Annotated in this window: 19 protein-coding genes and 1 riboswitch; of the genes, 3 read left to right on the top strand and 16 right to left on the bottom strand. The window is 45.6% G+C overall.

The window, feature by feature from the left end; all coding sequences use genetic code 11:
• On the top strand, positions 1–96 hold a 96-nt coding region (locus ICN21_RS01025; RefSeq protein ID WP_216123889.1), incomplete at its 5' end, for an IS3 family transposase.
• A gap of 39 nt (positions 97–135) precedes the next feature.
• A riboswitch (SAM-I-IV-variant riboswitch) is annotated at positions 136–248 on the bottom strand.
• A 38-nt stretch (positions 249–286) separates the two neighbouring features.
• Here the strand turns inward: ICN21_RS01025 and ICN21_RS01020 are convergent.
• From ICN21_RS01020 to araD, 9 genes are all read right to left on the bottom strand, one after another.
• Positions 287–793 carry an HPP family protein gene (locus ICN21_RS01020; RefSeq protein ID WP_216176095.1) on the bottom strand — a complete coding sequence of 169 codons (507 nt, stop codon included), beginning with the start codon at positions 791–793 and terminating at the stop codon, positions 287–289.
• Between the two features lie 47 nt (positions 794–840).
• Positions 841–2,130 carry an amidase gene (locus ICN21_RS01015; RefSeq protein WP_216176093.1) on the bottom strand — a complete coding sequence of 430 codons (1,290 nt, stop codon included), beginning with the start codon at positions 2,128–2,130 and terminating at the stop codon, positions 841–843.
• Positions 2,131–2,132: 2 nt separating this feature from the next.
• Positions 2,133–3,278 carry a M20 family metallopeptidase gene (locus ICN21_RS01010; protein WP_216176091.1) on the bottom strand — a complete coding sequence of 382 codons (1,146 nt, stop codon included), beginning with the start codon at positions 3,276–3,278 and terminating at the stop codon, positions 2,133–2,135.
• A 36-nt stretch (positions 3,279–3,314) separates the two neighbouring features.
• Positions 3,315–4,022, bottom strand: a complete 708-nt coding sequence (locus tag ICN21_RS01005) for an ABC transporter ATP-binding protein (protein WP_215295008.1) — start codon at positions 4,020–4,022, stop codon at positions 3,315–3,317.
• 2 nt (positions 4,023–4,024) lie between these two features.
• Positions 4,025–4,816, bottom strand: coding sequence for an ABC transporter ATP-binding protein (locus ICN21_RS01000; protein ID WP_255534153.1), 792 nt, complete (start codon positions 4,814–4,816; stop codon positions 4,025–4,027).
• Positions 4,813–5,955 carry a branched-chain amino acid ABC transporter permease gene (locus ICN21_RS00995; protein WP_216176089.1) on the bottom strand — a complete coding sequence of 381 codons (1,143 nt, stop codon included), beginning with the start codon at positions 5,953–5,955 and terminating at the stop codon, positions 4,813–4,815. The genes ICN21_RS01000 and ICN21_RS00995 overlap by 4 nt, the downstream gene beginning before the upstream one ends.
• Positions 5,956–5,957: 2 nt before the next feature.
• Entirely contained in the window at positions 5,958–6,890 is a 933-nt protein-coding gene (locus ICN21_RS00990; protein WP_215318266.1) for a branched-chain amino acid ABC transporter permease, read from the bottom strand.
• 42 nt (positions 6,891–6,932) lie between these two features.
• Positions 6,933–8,084 carry a branched-chain amino acid ABC transporter substrate-binding protein gene (locus ICN21_RS00985; protein WP_216176088.1) on the bottom strand — a complete coding sequence of 384 codons (1,152 nt, stop codon included), beginning with the start codon at positions 8,082–8,084 and terminating at the stop codon, positions 6,933–6,935.
• Between the two features lie 213 nt (positions 8,085–8,297).
• Complete coding sequence (araD, locus tag ICN21_RS00980) at positions 8,298–10,037, bottom strand: L-arabinonate dehydratase (protein WP_216176086.1); 1,740 nt, start codon at positions 10,035–10,037, stop codon at positions 8,298–8,300.
• Positions 10,038–10,177: 140 nt separating this feature from the next.
• Here araD and ICN21_RS00975 point away from each other — a divergent pair, with 140 nt between their 5' ends.
• The gene (locus ICN21_RS00975) at positions 10,178–11,215 is read left to right on the top strand and encodes a tripartite tricarboxylate transporter substrate binding protein (protein WP_255534152.1); all 1,038 of its coding nucleotides are present in this window, start codon (positions 10,178–10,180) and stop codon (positions 11,213–11,215) included.
• Positions 11,216–11,248: 33 nt separating this feature from the next.
• Here ICN21_RS00975 and ICN21_RS00970 read toward each other — a convergent pair whose 3' ends face one another.
• The 7 genes from ICN21_RS00970 to ICN21_RS00940 are packed head-to-tail and all read right to left on the bottom strand — an operon-like array spanning position 11,249 to position 18,010.
• Positions 11,249–12,208, bottom strand: a complete 960-nt coding sequence (locus ICN21_RS00970) for a tripartite tricarboxylate transporter substrate binding protein (RefSeq protein WP_216176083.1) — start codon at positions 12,206–12,208, stop codon at positions 11,249–11,251.
• Between the two features lie 33 nt (positions 12,209–12,241).
• Positions 12,242–13,630, bottom strand: a complete 1,389-nt coding sequence (locus ICN21_RS00965; RefSeq protein WP_216176081.1) for an MmgE/PrpD family protein — start codon at positions 13,628–13,630, stop codon at positions 12,242–12,244.
• Between the two features lie 12 nt (positions 13,631–13,642).
• Positions 13,643–14,395, bottom strand: a complete 753-nt coding sequence (locus tag ICN21_RS00960) for an SDR family oxidoreductase (RefSeq protein ID WP_216176079.1) — start codon at positions 14,393–14,395, stop codon at positions 13,643–13,645.
• 44 nt (positions 14,396–14,439) lie between these two features.
• A complete protein-coding gene (locus tag ICN21_RS00955; RefSeq protein ID WP_216176077.1) occupies positions 14,440–15,411 on the bottom strand; it encodes a tripartite tricarboxylate transporter substrate binding protein in 972 nt (323 codons plus the stop codon).
• 1 nt (position 15,412) lies between these two features.
• On the bottom strand, positions 15,413–16,141 hold the full coding sequence (locus tag ICN21_RS00950) for a hypothetical protein (protein ID WP_216176075.1): 729 nt from the start codon (positions 16,139–16,141) through the stop codon (positions 15,413–15,415).
• A 6-nt stretch (positions 16,142–16,147) separates the two neighbouring features.
• Positions 16,148–17,122 (bottom strand): tripartite tricarboxylate transporter substrate binding protein, encoded by a 975-nt coding sequence (locus tag ICN21_RS00945; RefSeq protein ID WP_216176073.1) that lies wholly within the window; start codon positions 17,120–17,122, stop codon positions 16,148–16,150.
• 27 nt (positions 17,123–17,149) lie between these two features.
• Entirely contained in the window at positions 17,150–18,010 is an 861-nt protein-coding gene (locus tag ICN21_RS00940; protein WP_216176101.1) for an oxaloacetate decarboxylase, read from the bottom strand.
• Positions 18,011–18,076: 66 nt separating this feature from the next.
• On the opposite strand from ICN21_RS00940, the gene ICN21_RS00935 reads away from it, so the two are divergent.
• Positions 18,077–18,904 carry an amidohydrolase gene (locus ICN21_RS00935; protein WP_216176071.1) on the top strand — a complete coding sequence of 276 codons (828 nt, stop codon included), beginning with the start codon at positions 18,077–18,079 and terminating at the stop codon, positions 18,902–18,904.
• Position 18,905: the final 1 nt, after the last annotated feature.

Raw genomic sequence — 18,905 nt, 5'->3', positions numbered from 1 at the left:
GAATATATCCACTACTACAACCATGATCGAATCAAGCAAAAACTAAAGGGATTGAGCCCGGTGCAATACCGAACTCAATCCCTTGTGCTAACCTAACTAAACTGTCCAACTACTGGGGGTCAGTTCAAATGGTGGGTTTGTCGCTTTGGATTACCCATCACCATTATTGGTATTGGGTCTCATCTTTTTAGCACCTTACTAGCGTTAGCAGGTTGCTGTGGCGACAAAGCCATCTCTTGATGTAGATTTAATTATGCAGACTTTGGAACATTTTTGTCAATCAATTTTATTGCTCCCAGATGCTCCAATTTAAGGAAGGTGGCGATGGCTGGGTCCAAGAGATTGGATACTTGCTGACTCCCACGCCTAGTCGGCTCCAGATATAAGCAACTACAAAAATAATAGTGACACCGAGTAATACTGTGACACCAAGATGAATAAAAGTCGCATGGGCCTGAATCATAATGAGCGGGTTTGCACCTGCGGGCGGATGAACACATCTCACCACCAATAAGATGCCGATCGTTACTACTAAAGCAATAATGTAGACCCAAAAGGCATCGCCAAATAATTGATAAGCCAAGATGCCTACTAGGCTACTAATAAGATGCGCGCCAAAGACTGCTCTGGGCTGCGCAGCCGGGGCAGTAGTCAGAGCAAATAAAAAAAGTGTGGTGCCGCCCAATGAGGCTAACAATAGTGGGGAGTTGGTTTTTGTCACCCACAAGGCAAGAGAAATCGCGACAGAAGATCCGAGCAATACCCAAAGCAAGCGCAGAAAACGTGTTTTCATTGCCTCATCATAAGCGCTTGATCAAAAATAGCCTAAAAAGCTTTTGCTCAACGAGAGCCAATAGCCTCTTCAGTAAACTTAGCCACCTTCAAGAAAGCCTCGTCTGCTTTGTAATTACCCATCAGCTGAATACCTAAGGGCAATCCATTGGCAGACTTACCTACAGGAATATTGATTGCTGGAATGCCTAAAAGACTACCTAGGGCGCAGAATGAAGGATCACCGGTCCAGCTCAAGCCTTTGGGCGCCTCACCAGTTGCTGGTGCCAACAAAAGAGCATCAACGTCTTTGAATAACTCACCAACAGAGTGACGTAATTTACTTTGCACTGCTAAGGCCGCTTCATATTGCGCCTGGGAATATTCTGCTCCCTTGGTGGCGGTCTCTTTAATGTTTTCACAAAGAAGTTCTTGATTGTTTTCCATGTGTTTTTGATGAATGTGCGCAACATCAAAGCCCATGATCGTCGGCATTTGATCAATGCCCTCCCAGTATTGCGCTGGGATCTCCATTGTTTTTACGCTCACGCCAGCCTGCTCTAGCTTTTCAACTGCAAACTGTAGCGTTTGCTGTTGCTCGGCGCTCATTAAGTGATCAAACGGTGTTTTAAGTAATGCTATTTTGGGCGCATGCGCTAACTTCAAATCGGGTGTGACAATTTGGGCTGTTTTGGCACTGCCATCTTTGAGCAATTGAAACGCAAAAGCGGCGTCCTCAACTGAGCGAGTAAAAAATCCAATGTGATCTAAAGAGTAAGCAAACGGGTGGACACCTTCTTTGATGATTGATCCAAAGCTAGGCTTAAAGCCCACCACGCCACAAAACGCTGCCGGACGCACAATCGAGCCTACTGTCTGAGAGCCGATGGCAAGCGGCAGAATACCGGCCGCTACTGAAGCGGCAGATCCACTAGAAGAGCCTCCTGGAGTATGTTCCGAATTCCAAGGGTTCACTGTTGGCCCTGGGGTTCGCCATGCAAATTGGGTCGTCACAGTCTTACCAAAAATCAGCCCACCCAATGCCCGAATTCTTTGCACAATCGGCGCATCTTCCTGGGGACGATGATTAGCGTAAATTGGTGAACCATTAGTGGTGATTAAATCTTGGGTATTAATAATGTCTTTAATTCCAATCGGAATACCTGACAAAGGTCCAGGCGCAATCGCCTTTTTTAAATCCTCTAAAGTGTTTCTGGAAACAAAGGCTTTTAAGTTAGGCTCTAGTTGATTGGCTAACTCAAATGATTGCGTTAATAAAGTTTGCGGGTCAAGTTTGCCTTCGCTGATCTGCTTGACCGCTGCAATTAAACCAAGGGGTTTGCCCTGTTGCTCACTCATATTCATTTCCTAATGTTTTGCCAATCCATAATCAGATCTTCAAAGAGCTGGGTGGCGTCAGTAATGTTGTCGACATAGCAAAATTCATCGGTCTGGTGCGCCATCTCGGGTTGACCAGGACCTAGAATCACTGTTGGGGGGTCGCCGATGACCGGCTTTAAGGCTGAAGCATCAGTAAAGTACGAAACCGTTTTTTCAACAGGTCGCACGCCATTGATCTTTTCGCAGCGATCAAACACGCTTGCCATCCAAGGATCACTCGCAGGGGTATAGACCCCTTCGATATCAATCATAGTATCGAGGCGCACAATCGGCCCCAATGCTTTGCAAAGACAACCGTAAATATGGGCATGACTTTGCCCTGCCACTGTCCGGATATCTAAAGTCATTTCAGCGGCATCAGGTACAGAGTTAATATTTAAACCCGCTTTCGCAGTACCTACGTTTAAGGTGCCTTGCCCCATCAAGGGATGCGCTGGTGTATCAAAGGTAAATTTCTCTAAAGTTAATGCCGCTTTAGCTAACTTATAAAAAGCATTCTCACCACGCTCTGGCATCGATCCGTGCGCGGTAACGCCTTCGGTTGAGGCCTTGAGCCAATAAGCCCCTTTATGACCTATGAGTGGCTCATTGGCAGTAGGCTCAGCTACTACAAAAGAGCCTGCTGGTCCTAAAAACTCGAGGATCTCTTGACTGGCCACTAAATGAAAGGCGCCTTCACAACCTGTCTCTTCACCTGCAGTAATAATCAAACTCACACCGCTACTTGCTTTAGCAGCCTGGGCAGTCTTCATCGCTGCCACCACAAATGCGGCAACACCGCTTTTCATATCACTAGAGCCGCGACCAAATAATTTGCCATCTTCAATCAAGCCGGCAAATGGCTCATGCTTCCATGAACGCGCTCCTAAGGGAACAACATCCACATGACCAGTAAAGCAGATGCTGGGATTGTCATTGCTGCAAGATCCAATTTTGGCAACCAGACTCATGCGCCGCGGAGCGAACTCAATCTTGCGGCACTCAAAACCGGCAGACTCTAAGATCGATGCGAGGTAATTACAGACTTGGTCTTCATTACCTGGGGGATTGACTGTATTAAAACGAATTAACTCTTGGGTTAACGCAATCGGATCAGGAATAGTCATTATCTGTTTTACTCAAACTGAAGTGGTTAAGGGTGTTTAGCCAAAATAAGCCGCTTGGACTTCTGCATTTTCAGCCAGCTCAGTAGCGCTTCCTTGAGCAACCACCTGCCCTTTAGCAATCACATAACCCCGATGGGCAATCGCTAGGGTTTGGCGCACGTTTTGCTCAACGAGTAACACGGTGGTACCCATTTGATTAATCTCTTTGATGATCTTGAAATTCTCTTTTACAAACAAAGGGGAGAGCCCTAAAGAGGGTTCATCAAAGATGAGTAGTTCGGGAGAACTCATTAAACTGCGTCCAATCGCTATCATCGCCTGCTCACCACCAGACATAGTTCCCGCTAATTGATTAGCGCGTTCTGCCAGGCGTGGAAATAAAGTCTTCACCCGCTCGCGGCGCTCTTGTATGACTTTTTGATCGCTCACGAGATACGCACCTGCCGAGAGGTTTTCATCAACCGTCATCCGCGGAAATACCCGGCGACCCTCAGGCACACATGCGATACCTTGTTCAATAATACGATGGGTGGGCAGATGGGTGATATCGGCATCGTTAAAAATAATCTTGCCACGATTGGCTGGTGTTAAACCCAAAATCGAACGAATCAGGGTGGATTTACCAGCGCCATTAGCGCCCAGGATACACGTGATCTGTCCGCGCTCAACCTTGATCGATACGTCCTCTAAGACGTCAATGCGATCGTAGGCTGTATAGATGTGATCGATGTCTAATAAGGCCATGATTATTCCTGTCCCAGATAGGCAACCTGAACTTCACGGTTACTCACAATTTCTTCATAAGTGCCTTCGGCAATTTTCTTGCCGTAGTTGAGCACAATGCAGCGCTCAGTCATACGCTGAATCAAGCTCATTTCGTGCTCAATCAAAATAATCGTAAATGGTTTAATTTTGCTGCGGACCTGCAAAATATCATTCATGACCTCTGCAGTCTCATCATGGGTCATACCCGCTGATGGCTCATCTAATAACAAGAGATCAGGCTCACTGATTAAGGCTCGGCAAATTTCAATACGGCGCCGATCAATCATCGGCAGACTAGCTACAGGCTCAAATATTTTGGCTGCTAGTTTGGGGTTAAACGTAAATAGCAAAGCGCTGACTTGCTCGACAACGTGGTCATACTCTTTTTCAAATCGATCGCGGGCAAACAAGTTAAAGATCAGTCCGGTATTTAGCCTGCGATTATCACCAATCGCGATGTTGTCAAATACCGTCAAAGGCAATGACAAACGGGAGCGCTGAAACGTTCTGGTAATCGCGTGCAGATAGACTTCTTGCGCAGTCGCATCGGTGATATTCTCGCCCCGAAAACTCACGTTCCCAGAGCTCGCGCGATATAGGCCCGTGATGACGTTAAAAAAAGTGGTCTTGCCTGAACCGTTTGGGCCTAATAGACCTAGGACTTCACCTTCATTGACATGCATGGTTAGATCATCTAGCGCAGTAACCCCACCAAATCGCATAGTCAGGTTGTTGGCTTCTAAAATTTTGGAAGCATTCATCGTAGCGCTCATTCTGACTCCCCCACCTTCTTGCCTGGGAAGTAGTTCCGAATTCTTCTAGGAAGCAGGCCATCTGGGCGAAAGAGCAAAATCAAAATCACCACAATGGCATATAACAAGAAACGGTATTCCTGAATAAATTGCAGCTTCTCTGGGAGGATGACCACAATGGCTGCCGCTGGAATAATGCCCCAAGGATTTCCAATGCCGCCCAAAATCACAATCGAGACCAAAATCAGCGAGTCTGCAAAAGTAAAGTTATTGGGCGCGACATAAGCTGTCATCATTCCGTATAGGGCACCTGCAAGGCCGGCCAGTAAATTGCCAAGAGTAAAGGCGACGATTTTCCAATGCGCAATATTGACCCCAAAAGTTGAGGCCGCAATCTCATCGGTACGCACCATATCCATACTCAAGCCTATCCAGGAGCGCTCTAAATTTCTGGTGATACGAAAAGCGACAATGAGCAAAATCAAAGCGATGAGCAAGTACGGAATATAGAAGGAGAGTTCAATTCCTCCAATCTGAATACCTTCAGAAAGATTCCAACCAAAGATTGTCAGTGGCGGAATTTTTAAGCCTTGCGGTCCGCCTAAGGTATCGTTCACCTCTAAAAAATTCCTGAACAAGATTCCAAAAGCAATTGTCACTAAAGCGGCGTAATGACCTCGTGTTCTGAGCACAGGGTAAATCAAGATTGAACCAATTAAGGCAGAGACTGCCGCCGCAATAAACAAGACTAGTAAATGAGGCACTGCTGTATGCGTGGCTAAGACTGCAGCGGTATAGCTGCCAATGCCAAAAAAGGCAGCACCCGCAAAATTAACAATCCCCACATAGCCAAACTGGATGTTTAAGCCCAAACACACAATGGAATAAATCAAGACCGTTGCCAACATCAACAGCGCAAAGTGGGAGTTATAAAACACCACCATCGCAATCAAGACACCAGCCACAGAGGCAACTGCCGGAAAATGAGGATGTTGACTCACTGCATTAGCAAGGCGATCCATCAAGCCCATCTTCTTACCCACTACGCTTGCGATAAAAGCGACGGCCACCAAAATACCTACTTCCAACTGGTTTTCAGCGCCCAACAATAAGAGGCTATAAATGAGGAAAACAATAAAACTAGAGATTAATAACTTCATACTTACACCCGCTCACTTGATTTTTCAGAAATCAAGCCGGTTGGCTTTAATCCCATGATGATGATGATCACCGTAAATGCAAATACATCTTTATAGGCGCTAGGTACGCTAGGCAAAATCGCGGGCAACATAACCGCCCCAACCGTTTGAAGGGCAGCAAATAAGAAGCCGCCCACAATAGCTCCATAAAAATTACCTAAACCGCCAACAACTGCAGCTGAAAAGCCAATCACCCCGAGCAATAAACCCATACCGAAATTTACTTCGTTGTAATACAGACCGTTCATCAGGCCCGCTAAAGCAGCTAGCGCTGAACCGAGCATAAAAGTAATCAGCACAATCTGGTGAAAATTAATTCCCATAATGCGTGCTGTCTCACTATCCTGTGCAACCGCCCGGATCGCTAAACCAATTTTGCTTTTGGTAATGAGTCTTTGAACCGCGATGATGGTAATGATCCCGGTTATTAAGAGAATCAAACTATCAGAGCGCAAAGTGAACTCCCCTAAAGCGATACCATCGGTTGGCAGCAATCGAGGGAAAGGTTTTGGATTAGAGCCATTGGGATAGAATAGGCGAACCATTTCACGCAATGCCAGACCTAACATTAAGGTCACGAGCAAAGTATTAATCGGGGGCGCCTTTTGCAAAGGCAAGATGAGATAGCGGGCAATAACAGCGCCCAAAAATGCTGCTACTGAGAGGCTGACTAAAACTAGTATCAGCAGTTGTAACCAGGGAGACTCAAAAGTTCCCGCGATACCGATATAGGTGGTGAGGCCAGCAAAGGCCCCCACCATCAAAATATCGCCATGCGAAAACTTAATGACATCGAGTACACCAAAGTAGAGGGTAAAACCCACCGCCACAATTGCATAAATCACACCTAACATCAAACCATTGAGTAGGTACTGCAAAAAAATATCAAATGACATGCAAGCTTACCCTCTTTGACTTCTGTAAAAAATCAAAAGAGCTTATTGACCTAATTTACGTTGCCCCTTAGCGTACTGACTGTCTTCCCACACGACCCACTTACCATCCTGGGCAACATATTTAGAAATCAGAGGAACGATGTTTTGACGGTGATCATCAAAGCTAACCTTACCGATCACAGTCTCAACGTTTTGAGTTTTATTTAATACTGCCATCACTTTTTTACGATCAGGACCTGCTTTTTCAATTGCAGCCATGATGAGGTTTGCAGCAGTGTAGGCAAATGGACCATAGGCCTCTGGTGCATCTGGGTATTTTTGTTGGTTGTACTTAGCAATGAACTCAAGACCGCCTGGTAATTTTTCCCAAGGAGCGCCTTCGATAAAAGAGAGGGAACCTTCAGAGAGCTTGCCCAAGCCTTCAATATAGGCGTCAGATTTAATACCAGAGGTACCTTCAAAGACCGCCTTAATTCCTAAGCGATCCATTTGTGTACGAATACGAATACCAATTGGTGTCAGGCCACCAAAGTAAACCACTTCTGGTTTTAACTCTTTGATCTTGGTGACCTCTGCAGTGAAGTCCTGCTGATCAGCTGTCACTCCGAATGTACCGAGGATTTGTCCACCATTTTTATTGAGGTACTGACTGAAGTACTTGTTATGTCCTTTGCCGTAATCAGTAGTGTCATGAATGATCACCCACTTTTTATAACCGAGGCCGGTTAAAAACTTGGCAGCAACTTCGTTTTGATTAATCATCGTGCCGTTCACGCGATGAATTTCTTTGTAGTCATTGCCATAGGTAATTTCTGGAAGCACCGCGCCCCACACCATGACTGGCAAACCAAACTTGTGATAAACGTCTACGGTACTCATCGCTACTGCTGAGCAATAGTGAGTCACGCCTGCGATAATGGAGTTATCCGAAGCAATCTTGGTAGCCACTTGTACGCCTACGTTCGGCTTACATTCATCATCAGCTGACACCAATTCATATTTGTATTTCGCATTGGGGTCTTGGTTTTTGAGTCGAACCGCTAAGTCAGCAGAGTTTCGTCCACCAATACCATTGGCTGAAACGCCCCCGGTTAAAGGCCCAATATAGGCAATCTTGACAGTATCTTTTGCAGACACATTGGCAGAAAGGCCAATGACTAATGCTGCCAGCAATGTAGAAATGCGTGATTTCATGCTTAATCTCCTTAGTTTTGGTAGTACTTTTTTCCAGTGTAGCAAAGCTTTGCAAATGGCATGCATTGCTGGGCATCTTCGATTCTATAAAGGTGATTGCTTGGATTTTCAGGAAATTGACTGTATTAGTGCATGAAATGCTTAGATAGGTGCATGCACCCTAATAAGCACTCTATTGAATAGGACGCCTCAATGAAGGCATCTTTTGCCTTACTAGAATATATCTGGCTCAGGAACCGGCTTCCCAAAGCCAGTTTCCAGGAAGTCAAAATCACACCCGTCTTCTGCTTGCAGGATATGTTGGCTAAACATCCAACCATAACCACGTTCATATTGAGGTACTGGTGGTGTCCATTTGGCTTTTCTGTGAGCCAGCTCCTCATCACTAATCTCTAAATGAATTTTGCGATTAGGCACATCGACAGTGATAAGGTCACCCGTTTTAATGAGAGCCAATGGACCGCCGATATAAGACTCTGGTGAGGCATGCAATATGCAGGCACCATAACTAGTGCCACTCATGCGCGCATCCGATAAACGCAACATGTCGCGCACGCCTTGCTTTACCAACTTCACCGGGATCGGTAACATGCCCCACTCTGGCATACCTGGTCCACCTTTTGGTCCGGCGTTTCTGAGAACGAGAATATGGTTTTCAGTGACGTCGAGATTTTCATCTTCAACGGCTTTTTTCATTTCGGGATAGCTATCAAATACTAAGGCTGGGCCAGTATGTTTTAAGAACTTCTCAGCACAGGCGCTGGGTTTAATCACTGCGCCACCCGGAGCGATATTGCCTTTGAGTACAGCGAGCGCGCCCTCTTGATAGATTGCATTACCCAGCGGTCTAATAACGTCTTCGTTATGCACCTCTGCGTTTTGAATATTCTCACCAATCGTCTTGCCGGTGACAGTCATCGCACTGAGGTTGAGATGAGAGCCCATTTGTTTGAATAATGCAGGCATGCCACCAGCGTAATAAAAGTCTTCCATCAGATATTGATCGCCACTAGGACGGATATTGGCTATCACTGGAACTTTTCTGCTGGCCAAATCAAAATCTTCTAAGCTCACGGTGCATTCTGTACCGGCACGCCGCGACATCGCAATTAAATGAATGATGGCGTTTGTACTGCAACCCATCGCCATCGCTGCATTAATAGCATTAAGAAAGCTTGTCTTGTTTAAGATTTTTGCAGGAGTGAGGTCTTCCCATACCATCTCGACAATTCTTCTGCCACAAGCTGCAGCCATACGTGGGTGACTGGCATCTGCTGCCGGAATACTGGATGCACCAGGTAATGTGAGACCTAATGCTTCAGCAATACCCATCATCGTTGCAGCAGTGCCCATCGTCATACAAGTTCCATGACTGCGAGCAATGCCGCCTTCAACTTCGAGCCACTGCGCTTCAGAGATATTGCCAGCACGGCGTTCATCCCAATACTTCCAGGCATCAGAACCCGAACCTAACACTTTGCCTTTCCAATTACCGCGCAGCATCGGACCAGCAGGCATGTAAACAAATGGTAGTCCAGCCGATAAAGCACCCATCACTAAACCGGGAGTAGTTTTGTCACAGCCACCCATCAGCACTGCACCATCTATGGGATGAGAGCGAATCAGCTCTTCGGTTTCCATCGCGAGCATATTGCGATAGAGCATGGTGGTCGGTTTGACGTATGTCTCTGAAAGCGAAATTGCTGGCAGTTCAATTGGAAGCCCACCGGCTTGCAAAATACCACGCTTGACATCTTCCACGCGTTGCTTGAAATGTGTGTGGCAAGGATTGATGTCTGACCAAGTATTCACAATGGCAATCACGGGCTTGCCAGACCAATCCTCAGGACCGTAGCCCATTTGCATGGCACGCGAGCGGTGTCCAAATGAACGCAAATCATCGGGCTCGAACCAACGGGCACTGCGCAGGGATTCTTTGGTCTTTTTGGACATTGTTTTAGGCACTCGTTTGAATAGCCCTATATTAATGCCTGATATGAAGGAAAGGGTATACCTGCACTTGTTTTCTGGCAGCCAATTAATTACCCTAGCTTTCAACACTAATATAGATATTTATTCACAAGGATCTATCAATGACTGGGCATTTCTTCTTTACTATGTTCACTAAGCTAAATAAGGCATTTCTGATTGGCGCCCTCTTATGCGCCAGTCATCTTCCAGTATTCGCTCAGTCCGAATATCCAAGCAAGCCCGTCAAAATTATTGTGCCCTTTCCGCCTGGTGGTACCACTGATCTGATGGCGCGGATTTCTGCAGAACAACTAACCAAAATATTCAAGCAAGCCTTTGTGATTGAGAACATCGGTGGTGGTGGTGGCGTCATTGGTGCTGAGAGAGCTGCTGGTGCTCCAGCTGATGGCTATACCCTAGTCATGACTGGCGTGGGTCAAAACGCGGTTGCCCATGGCTTGGATCCCAACCTCAAATATGACTCTATAAAAGACTTTGCCCATATTTCTTTAATTGATTTAGGTCCTAATGTGTTGGTCGTCAACCCAGATCGTCCATTTAAGACACTCAAAGATATTGTTGATTTTGCACGCAAGAATCCTGGCAAGCTGGACTATGGGTATACCTATGCATCTTCAGGTCACATGGCAATGGAGCTACTGCGTCAAGCAACCAACACCTGCGCTGATGTAAAGAACAAAACGAACTGCAATCCGCTACCGATTGTTGGCATTCCGTATCGTGGTGGTGGCCCACTCATGAACGCCATCCTCGCCAATGAAATCCCGATGATCTTTATTAATCAAGATGCGGCTTTGCCTTATGTTGCCTCAGGTAAATTGCGCCCGATTGCGGTGAGCAGTTTGCAACGCAATGCGCTCTACCCTACTGTGCCTACCGTGGCAGAAAGTGGTTACCCAGGATTTCAGGCGCTCTCATGGGCTGGGATTAGTGCTCCCAAAGGAACACCTAAACCTGTCTTAGATAAGTTAGAGGCCGCCATGATCCAGGCTTTGCAAACCCCTGAAGTCAAACAACGCATTGAGTCAGTGGGCTTTGTGATTCCACCCTTGGGTGTGAATGCTTATAACAATTTCTTAAAGTCTGAAATTGAGCTTTGGACTACATTGATTAAGAAGTCAGGGATCAAGCCAGAGTAGTTCCGCTTTTGACTATCAATTTACCCTATCTGCTTACTCAACGGTAACGCCATTTCGCCTTATTAAAGTAGACCATCTTTCGTAATCACTACGAATTCTAGTAGCAAACTCTGCAGGTGTAGTTGAGATTGGTTCAACCCCAACAGCCATCATTTTTTCTCTAAAGTTAGGGTCGTCAACTACATGCAAGATAGCATCATGCAGCTGCTTTGTAATCTTCGGTGGCAGCTTTGCCGGGGCTAGTACCCCATTCCAAGTAGTAACGACCACCCCATTAATCCCGAGCTCCTTAATTGTAGGAACGTCGGGTAATGCAAAGGATCTGATACCCCCTGTCACAGCTAGCGCCCTGAGTTTTCCAGCTTTAATTTGAGACATTGCTGATGGCAAGGTGGCAAACATGGCATCAACCTGACCGCCCAATAAGTCTGCGATTGCAGGTCCACCGCCACGATAAGGTACATTAATAATATCGAGCTTTACCTGACTAGCAAATAGCACTGTGGTTAGATGATTGGTACTGCCCGTGCCAGAAGATGCGAAAGTTACTCTGCCAGGTTTAGAGCGTATTAGCTCCAGGAACTCGTTAAAGTTCTTACTAGTTACACTTGGCCCGACCACCAAGACATTCGGAAAATCTGCTACGGGCGTGATAGGTGTGAATGCTGCATTTGGATCATATGGCAAAGATTTAAATAGGGTGGGGCTCATCGTAATCTCATTTGCGGTACCCAGCAACAAAGTATATCCATCAGCGGGAGCATTAGCTACCATGCTGGCGCCAATCGTTCCTGTTGCACCTCCCTTGTTATCAACAACTACTGGCTGCCCCAAATGGGTGGTAAGACTTTCGGCTAGAGGACGCGCAATAATATCTGCAACACCACCTGGCGGAAATGGTACAACCAACTTAATCGACTTAGATGGATATGTTTGCCCAAACACGTAGCCCGACAGCGCTACCAAGATCACTGTCATTATTGCTCTTAACATTAAAGCATCCTCCACTCTTAAAAAGAACCACTCTTATATGTTTCTCATATAAAAACTCAATTGATTTATGTTCTCATAAGAATCAATTGCTTTTAACTGTTCATAAAGATTGACTGCCCCGTCTTTACCAAGAACCGGCGAAACATAAACATCAAACTTCTCGAAAATCTGTTTTTCCGATAAAGGATTTTTAGGATGGCCTGGTGGATTAGAAAGAGTTTTTGTGAATTGAGCACCTGTTCGCATAAAGATGGTTAAGCCACCACCTGCAGCAGGCCATGATTTTGTTAAATCCGGATCCTCCAGTAATTCAATTCGCGAGAGAATGCGCTGAACTGCTGGTAAGCCTGACTTATTTTCAACAAATTGTGCCTTGCCACAAGCTCCATCTATCAAAGCAATTGCAACACAATAATACAAGCTATGTTGGGCAGATTCTAAGCTCTTTGGATAACGACGCTCTTCCCCTGCTGCTGGAGTTCCAAGTACGAATTTAGGTAACCTAACAATAATTTTTTCAATCTCTTGAGTATCTAAAGCTGTAATCTGATGCAATTCAATAGCACATGAAATAGCTGCCATCGTTGTTGCAACAGCTGGATAGGGCTTCAGATTGCTCTCAAACATTCGATAATGATCAATCGGGGCTAATATACCCATCATATCCATTTCAGCTGCGACTGTCTTACTCCAGCCTGATGAACCTTCAATTAAATCTAGGGGGCCTGTTATTCCAGCCTGAGCCAACAAGGCTGCCTCAACACCGGCCTTTGCAACCCAAGCTTCTGCAGTTGCTTTCATCGTTGCTACCCCACCATTTTGAAGTTGCGCAAGGGTATTTTGATGACTGCCTGCAATTGCCATTGCATGCGCCATTCGATCGACACTCATATTAGATAATTTTGCTGCCAATGCAGCGCTTGCAAAAGCAACATTAGAGGAATGGTGCCAGCCTCTCTTCCACAAGGAAGGCTGTCCAGCAAAATCGCAAAAACGTGATTGGACTTCGTATGCCATCACCATGGCTTCAATTAATGCCCTCCCACTCGCTCCCTCTCGCTGCCCAACAGCTAATCCTACAGCAAAGTTACCGCTGGGATGACCTGGATCTCGACCGAAATAGTAATCATTACAATCTAAGTATCTGATCAAGCTTCCGTTAAAGAAAACAGCTAGCGGTGCAGATGTGAGTTGCCGAAATCCGAATAAGCTCGCCTGTGGATTCCCACCCAAGGAATGAACCATTTTTAATAAATCTACTGCCGCTGTACTCGTGAGTGCCCCATAAGCACAGGCAACACTGTCAATCATCAAGTCTTTAGCTCTGACTATTAGCTCTTTTGGTAATTCATCATAGCAAATAGTGTCAGCTAATTGAGCCAACTTTTCCAAGACTGTACTTGAAGAATTTTGCTCGCTCACTCTATCTTGGCACTAGAAAGCAAATCGACTAGAGCCGCCATCTACAGGAATAACAGTTCCTGTCACATAACTAGATAAAGGCGAACTCAGGAATATAGCAACTGCTGCAATTTCTTCAGGCGAACCAAAGCGTCCCAGAGGAATTTCTTGACGTGAATATTCCAGCTCACTTTCTAACGTTGGGTATCTTTTTTTAATTTGTTCTGTTCGAATCCGGCCTGGCTGCAAGCAATTTACAGTGACCCCCTGAGCAGCTACCTCACGAGATAGTGCCTTAGCCCATACATGAATAGCAGCTTTTGCAGTGAAAGCTGCATTAAGCATACGTGGTTCAGATGTCCCTGTAAAAGTAACGATTCGGCCCCAGCCTTGCTTTTGCATGCCAGGAACAATCGCGTGGGTTAATTCGCGTATACGAAAGAAATTTAAGGTCATACCCTCCAACCACTGTTCTTTAGTAGCATCGAATGGTACTGGTCTACTCCCCCCAGCTGCATTAATCAGAATATCTACATGTCCTAATAAACGTTCAGCCTCTTTCGCAGCTCGCTCGGATTCACCATCTACTGAAAAATCAACCGCTAAAGGAATAATTTTGCCAACCCCAGGCGCTACTTCTCTAGCTAATTGTTCAATTAGCTCAATGCGTCTTGCAACCGCAACAACGGTAACACCTTCCATCGCCAATAACTTTGCTGTTGTTCTTCCGATCCCTTGGCTTGCTCCGGTTACTAAAGCCGTTTTGCCCTGCAATCCCCAATCCATATCTTGTCCTTTGTTTGTGTTATTGACCGAGATTAAGCAAAAGTTTACTCTGCTTTCTCAATCATAATTCCGGCATCTTTAGCAGTCTTACCCCAGCGCTCATACTCAGTCTGCATAAGCTTGGTGGCTTGTGCGATGGTACCTGGACTAGGTTCAATACCAATCTTGATTAATGCGTCTTTAGTGGTTTGAGTTTCGAGCGCTTTGTTAAGACTTTGATTTAGCTTTTGCAATACTGCTGGGCTCGTTTTCTTGGGCGCCACAATTAAGTGCCAGCCACTCATCACTACCGAATAACCCTGTTCTTGAAAGGTCTGAATATCAGGGGCACTAGCAAACCGTTGACTAGTAGTAATACCCAAGATTTTGACTTTGCCACCTGCTGCCTGCGGTAAGGCAACTGAAAGCGGGACCATCATCGCTTGCACTTCATCTGCCGCAATAGCAGTAATCGCTGGGGCTGCACCCTGAAATGGAATATGGACGAGATCAATACCAGCCACCTGATTGAACTTTTCAAAGGTAATTTGCGACGTACTACCTACACCCCATGATGAATAATTCATTTTTCCAGGTGCACTTTTTGCCAGAGCAACAAACTCTTTGATATTTTTGGCAGGTAATTTTGGATTGACTACTAATGCAAATGGAAAATTGCCTACCAAGCCCACAGGAGTAAAGTCTTTAAGTGGTTTATAGTTAATCTTTTTATAAACATGGGGATTAATTGCCAGACTCTCAGGTGTGCCTAATAACAAGGTATAGCCATCTGGATTAGCGCGTGCCACAAACTCAGCGCCAATAAGAGTATTGGCACCAGGCTTATTTTCTACGATTACACCCTGACCCAATTGTTCAGTCAATCCCTGTCCAATAGTACGAGCAGAGTTATCAACATTACCTCCTGCAGTAAAAGGAACAATCAAGCGAACTGGTTTATCTGGAAATGGCGCGCCATAAGATATAGAAGCGACCGTGATTACTAATACAGCTAATGAATATTTGAATATTTTCACTTTAGTACCTTCCAGCAAGTAAACCGCCAAAGTTTTTAATACTGCTTTTTGCCTTTGCAACTTGGAGTGCATTCCACATCGTAGCCGCAATACTCGAAATTATCGGCTTACCTGTCTCAGCCTCGCCTTGCGCCAGAATATCTATCGTCGGCATTCCGACACCGCTAACAAAAATAGCGTCCGCGTCAGGGCTATTGACTTGATGCACTAGTTGGAGCGCACGCTCAGTAGTTTCATCATAAATATTTTTAACACCAGGCAAGTTGCCGAAATTCACTACTTCAAAGCCATAAGCCTCTAATAGATTTTTGCAACGCAAGGTATTCTGCTCGCTATAAGGCGTTCCAAAGGCAATTCTTTTTGCTTTGATCTGATGCAGTGCTTTCACAACACTACCAAAGGCAGTAATGAAAGCTACTTGATATTGATCCTCTAGCTTTTGAATTAATTCAGCTTCGCCAGTTTTACCAAGGGTGTAACTACTAGCGGTATGCGCCATCGCTACCACCGCAGGTTTTACGAGTTTCAGAAGCTCAATGTTTTCAGGCAAATGATCGATTTGTGCTTGATTGCGTTCATCTTGCCCCTCAAGACTTCCAGTTTCACCATGAGCCACCATGCGCGTAAAGTGAATGGAATACTCCGGACCAGCCATCTTGATGACTTCACCTTCGGTATTGGGGTTTCCTGGTGGAATCAAAAAACCTAAACGAGGCAATGTTTTATTCATGATGACTTACTCGTCTTTCATATTGGCGTTCTTCACTATCGGCTGCAGACGCTTGCGCTCTTCCATTAAGAATTTAATGAAATCTGCTTGTGAGCCCGGGGCTGGCTCAATACCTTGTGGAATGAGTCTAGCTTTCAGCGCATTGGTATCTAATGCGGCCTGAATCGCTTGGTTCATTTTAGTGATGACTTCAGCTGGCGTGCCTTTCGGTGCAAAGATGCCGGACCAGTGACCAATAAAGATATTGGGATAACCCAGCTCTTTGGTAGTCGGTACATTGGGTAAACGGGTAATGCGCTTATTCCAAGTGGACGCCAGCGGTTTGAGTTTGCCACCCTCAATTTGTGGCAATACCACAACGCTAGCCTCTGATGTAGCATCAACTTGTTTAGACACTATCGAAAAGACTGCCTCTGATCCGCTCTTATAAGGCACGATTTCATAAGTACCGCCCCCAGCAAATAGCTTGAGCATCTCTGCAACAAAGTGCGGTGTACTGCCTGTACCTGCAGTCGCAAAAGTCAAACCAGGTTTATTACTTGCTTTAGCCAATAACTCTTTAAAGTTCTGAATCGGTGATTCGCTATTAACCACAATAATGGATGGGCTTACTGCCATCATGCCTACGGGCACTAAATCTTCTTGCTTATAGGGCATATTGCTACGGAGCATCGGAATGGTGACTACTCCACCGGCAGCGCCAGCATAAAAGGTATAACCATCTGGTGCACTCTTAGCCACATAGTCACCGCCCACAACAGATCCAGCACCTGGCTTGTTCTCCACAATCACAGGCTGACCTAATTGCTTGCTTACCCCTTCTGCTACTGCCCGTGCTACCAAATCATTTGCGCCACCTGGACCAAAGCCCACCACAAACTTAATTGGGCGATTTGGCCAAGGGTCAGCAGCCAATACTGATGTGCCTATTAGTGCGAGTGTTAGCGAAATGAGAAATGCTAGGATTTTGCTTAGTGTCATATTTAATTTAGATTAATGTTTTTTGCTTTACGAGAACTTCTTTTCTAATGCATCGAAGTCTTCTTTTTTCACAACGCTTTGGCGCTCTGCAAAAGTGGCTACTAATGCAGAGTCTTCTTTGAGCTCACCAGTTTTCTTGAGATGCTCTAAGGCATTGCACATACCGCGGACTGCGCCCTGTAAAGTAGCATTAGCGTAAAGCACGATTCCAAAACCCATTGCAGCGAGGTCTTTGGCTGGCAATGATGGTGTTTTACCGCCAATGACGATATTGATCAGCTGTGGGCAATATGTTTGTGCTGCGATGAGTTTCATTTCCTCTACGCTCTCTGGTGCCTCAATGAATGTCATATCTGCACCAGCTTGCGCATAGCTTTGCGCTCGTTCGAGTGCATCTTCAAACCCATAAACAGATCTAGCATCGGTTCTGGCGATGATTAAAAAATCATCATGGGTGCGCGCATCGACTGCAGCTTTAATCTTGCCGCACATCTCTTCTTTGCTAATGATCGTTTTACCTGCAAAGTGGCCGCAACGCTTAGGCATGGCTTGATCTTCGATTTGCACCGCATTGGCACCTGCACGCTCGAGTACTTTAATGGTGTGATGAACATTGACCGCATTACCAAAGCCAACATCAATATCTACAATCAGAGGAAGTCGAATCACATCTCGAATGGCAGCCGTGTGCGCCGCAACATCATTCAAACCAATAAAGCCCAGATCCGGAATGCCATAGAACTGATTAGTGAGACCTGCCCCACTGAGATAGACTGCCTCAAAGCCAGCATCTTCAATCACTCTAGCAGCTAGGGCATTGCCCGCTCCTGGCACTAGCAAGCCTCTTCTCTCATTAATTAGCTTACGCAACCTCGTACCTAAGTGCATTGGGCCATCTTGCTGCGGCATGGTAGTCTCCTTTTTACAGAATTATAAGGATGAACCGAGAGACAGATGCAAGAAAAACAGGTCGTCACTGGAATTGATTGCCACGCTCACATCATGGCGGTGGACCTTCCTTTGACCCCTGAAATCCATTCTCGCCCGATGCGCGATGTCAGCGCTGAAGAATATCTTTCTGTTTTGGGTGCGCATGGCATTTCTCATGGGGTACTAACAGCGCCCAGTTTTTATGGTCCTAACAACGCTCTCTTATTAGAAGCACTCCGTCGCTACCCCAATACACTCCGTGGCACGATCATCGCCGATCCAAGTTTGCCTAAATCTGATTTAGAGCGCCAATTGCTATCGATGCGAGAGCTTGGTGTTGTAGGTATTCGTCTTAACTGGATTAAAAAGAAATCTATTCCCGATATCGATAGCCCTGAATATCGAACCTTACTTGGTTTAGCAAAAGACCTTGGTCTGCATATCGAGTTATTTTTAGAGGATCACCTGCAGGAATATGTCGTTCCTCAAATTTTGACAAGCGGCGCTACTGTGGTTCTGGATCACTTTGGCAATCCTGATCCAAAACTCGGCATTCATAGCCCTTCCTTTCAGAATTCTTTGCGAGGTCTTGATGCTGGCAAGGTATGGGTCAAGCTTTCTGCGCCATATCGCTTAGGCCATTTAAATGGCGTTAGCATTAAGCCCTACATCGATGCTTTGATCGCAGCAAATCCAAAACAATTGGTCTGGGCTAGCGATTGGCCCTGGCTTAGCCATGAAAATTTATTTACTTATACTAATTGCATCGACTGGATTCAGTCAGCAGTTGACGATCCAGCAATTTGGGAAGATATTTTCATCAATAACCCTAAAACGCTTTTTCATTTTTAGA

The sequence above is a fragment of the Polynucleobacter sp. AP-Feld-500C-C5 genome, from assembly GCF_018882265.1.
Taxonomy (GTDB): Bacteria; Pseudomonadota; Gammaproteobacteria; order Burkholderiales; family Burkholderiaceae; genus Polynucleobacter.
Note: the sequence above shows the minus strand (reverse complement) of the source record. Positions and strands in the feature narration are given on the sequence as shown.